The organism is Oleiphilus sp. HI0123 (assembly GCF_001635315.1).
This window is the reverse complement of sequence record NZ_LWGE01001660.1, coordinates 1-3,145: the sequence shown is the minus strand read 5'-3', so window position 1 is coordinate 3,145 and position 3,145 is coordinate 1. Positions and strand designations below refer to the sequence as shown.

The following is a 3,145-nucleotide window of genomic DNA, read 5'->3' as shown; positions in this document are numbered from 1 at the left end:
TTGTAGCTCTTCTGTTGAACGACCTACGCCAGCAGTACGAACGATAACACCCATGTTGCGTGGCGTTTCAAGGCCGGACATGGCTTCTTTAAGTTGTGAGCGGTCGTCGCCTTCGATGCGGCGAGAAATGCCGCCAGCACGTGCGTTATTAGGCATAAGAACCAAGTAACGACCGGCAAGGCTGATAAAGGTCGTCAGTGCGGCGCCTTTGTTGCCACGCTCTTCTTTATCAACCTGAACTATAACTTCCTGACCTTCTCTTAAGGCTTGCTTGATATTGACCCGGCCTTTACCGGCAGCGGGGTCAAAATATTCTTTAGAGATTTCTTTTAAAGGGAGGAAACCGTGGCGCTCAGCACCAAAATCAACAAATGCAGCTTCAAGGCTGGGCTCGATACGAGTGATCTTACCTTTATAAATGTTTGCTTTTTTCTGTTCGCGAGAACTCGCTTCGATATCAAGATCGTAGAGTTTTTGGCCGTCTACAAGGGCAACACGTAACTCTTCACTTTGAGTTGCGTTTATAAGCATTCTTTTCATGAATGAAATCCAGTTTTGTGCTGGAAATCGCAGGAAGACAGCTTGGTTTAAAGTAAAATTACTCAGCTATAAATCAAGTTAGCGAGCTAACAAATTCCAATACATAGCAGCAACACCCAGTACCCGTGACAAATTCGCGGTGGGGAAGTGGCCACATATGGCGTTTGTTGGTTTTACTTCTATTTCCTAACTATTGTCTGGTCTTATTGCTTCCTTCAAATGATCTGGGCATATGTATTTATGCTCGCTCAAGTCCGGTGCTGCCTTTCAACGCTAAGAAGTAAGTGATAGTGCGTACTAACATTAATGGTCTGCGTTCAATCGCAAGACTTTGTTGTCTGCATCACTTACGGGCTATAAATTCTGTTTTCCTAATGCGATTCCACGCTTTAGTTTTATTTCCAGAGCTTAAATTGCTCTGGAATCCTAATTAATTTACGACATGACAGAGCTTTCTATACCGTGTCGTGTTGTCTGTACTTTCTACTTTTCACTCTGTTGGTGGAAAGGCTCGCTTTATGTATTCTTTTTCATTGCGTGCGTACAAAACTTTCAACGCCTATTTAGCTTGTGTCGCAAGCAAATAGCTGTCGGTTTTCTGTCTATATAATCTGTCGTCTTACTGCTCCGTGGGCTTTTAGCTATATAGTTGACTGAACTCAGCTGAATCTATATAGGGGAATGCGCCTTTCAATGTAACTTTTTTACGGGACCAGTGTGTTGAAGGTGGGCTGATGACAGTGGAAAAAACGGATGAACCAAGTTTGTATTCCTGAGATTTCTTGTCACTCACTCTATATTGTCTGTTACTGCTAATCGATCACAGCGAGCGGGCTCCTTACAACAACGCAGAAATATAGCAGTAATTACTTGTCGCAGCAAATATATCAAGTAATATGACTGATTTTTAAGGCGCATCCAAAGTTCAGGGTGATCTAAGTAGAGAATAGAATGAGTGAAAAACAAGCCGCTGAAGGTGGTGAAAAGCGCAAAACAAATGACAGGCCAGCTGTCCGCATCGTAACAGTAACGGCAAAGAATGAAGGGCAGCGAGTCGATAACTTTTTGCTTTCTCAGCTTAAGGGTGTGCCAAAGTCTAAAATATATAAAGTCATTCGAAAGGGTGAGGTGCGGATTAATAAGGGGCGCTGCAAGCCTGAAACCAAATTGGCGATTGATGACCTTGTTAGAATTCCACCGATTGTTGTTGCAAGTAGCTCTAAAGGCGCTATTAGGGTGAGTGACAATCTTCTTGAGTTTATTGCCTCAGCTATTATTTATGAAGATAAGCAGCTGCTAGTAATCAACAAGCCTTCCGGTTTAGCTGTGCATGGCGGAAGTGGCGTTAATTACGGCTTAATTGAGGCGCTACGCAAGCGTTACCCGGAAACCCAGTTTCTTGAGTTGGTGCACCGCTTGGATAGGGATACATCGGGTTGTATCTTGGTGGCTAAGTCGCGGCCTGCCTTGCGAGACTTGCATGCGCAGTTTCGTAATGATGAGGTTAACAAGATTTACCATATGGCCGTTTTCGGTAAGTGGCCAAAGCATAAAAAGCGCGTTGACGCGCCCCTTAAGAAGAATGAATTAAAATCTGGTGAACGCATTGTTGTTGTACACCAGGACGGGAAGCCAAGTCAGACCTTGTTCAAGATCTTATCTAGTGCTGAGAATTTTACCTTAGTCGAAGCTAAGCCGGTGACCGGGCGAACTCATCAGATTCGTGTTCATGCCGCATTTTCCGGGCATGCAATTGTGGGGGATGATAAGTATATCCCGCGCGATTTGGTGCAGTTTAGAGGAATGGAAAAAGCTCGATTGATGCTGCATGCAAAAGAGATTCACTTTACCTTGCCTGGCGGTAGGGCGATGAGTTTTGAGGCGCCCTACGACGAAGTATATGAAGCTAATTTGAAAAAGATGGGCTTGGTGTAGTGTTATGAAGTACCCTGTATATATATTTGATTGGGACGGGACTTTAGTCGACTCTGAGCAGCATATTGTTGCGAGTCTTGAGTATGCCGCTAATAAGCTCTCCTTGCCCGATCTCGGGCATGATGCCTATAAGAATATTATTGGTTTAGGGATGGTGGAGGCTTTGCAAAGCTTGTATCCAAGCCTGTCGGATAAGGATGTTGAAAATATGCGGCAATCTTATGCGGAGTTCTTTTTTCGCCGTGAGATGACGCAGGAAAATCTGTTTGACGGCGTTATTGAGACGCTTGAGGCGCTTAAGGCGGGTGGTCTTAGTTTGGCAGTTGCTACAGGTAAGAGTCGAAATGGCTTGAATCTCGCGTTAAAGGCGACCGGGCTTGGGCACTATTTTGATATTGAGCGCTGTGCGGACGAAACACGCTCAAAACCTCACCCAATGATGCTGGAAGAGATTTGTTCATACTATGGTGTGCCTGCGAAAGAGTGCGTGATGGTTGGCGACACGGAGTATGACTTGAAGATGGCTTCAAATTTCGGGATGGATGCAATCGGTGTGAGTTATGGGGTTCATGAAGTGAGTCGCTTGTCCGTACATGAGCCAAAAGCAATAATTGATCATTTTTCAGAGCTGATAAAGCTGAATGTAAGTTAGAGGGTAGTAAATTTTGGA

3 protein-coding genes are annotated in these 3,145 nt (G+C 44.5%); 2 read left to right on the top strand and 1 reads right to left on the bottom strand.

All coding sequences use genetic code 11. The features are described 5' to 3' along the window. On the bottom strand, positions 1-540 hold a 540-nt coding region (locus A3761_RS22345), incomplete at its 3' end, for a ribonuclease E/G (protein ID WP_156492038.1). A 951-nt stretch (positions 541-1,491) separates the two neighbouring features. On the opposite strand from A3761_RS22345, the gene rluC reads away from it, so the two are divergent. Further along, entirely contained in the window at positions 1,492-2,475 is a 984-nt protein-coding gene (gene rluC, locus A3761_RS22340) for a 23S rRNA pseudouridine(955/2504/2580) synthase RluC (RefSeq protein ID WP_068507957.1), read from the top strand. 4 nt (positions 2,476-2,479) lie between these two features. Beyond that, positions 2,480-3,127, top strand: coding sequence for an HAD-IA family hydrolase (locus tag A3761_RS22335; RefSeq protein ID WP_068507955.1), 648 nt, complete (start codon positions 2,480-2,482; stop codon positions 3,125-3,127). Positions 3,128-3,145 lie beyond the last annotated feature (18 nt).

Bases quoted from the DNA above. Each gene is read 5' to 3' on its own strand.
- A3761_RS22335 (WP_068507955.1), top strand. From the start codon at position 2,480: ATGAAGTACCCTGTATATATATTTGATTGGGACGGGACTTTAGTCGAC.
- rluC (WP_068507957.1), top strand. From the start codon at position 1,492: ATGAGTGAAAAACAAGCCGCTGAAGGTGGTGAAAAGCGCAAAACAAAT.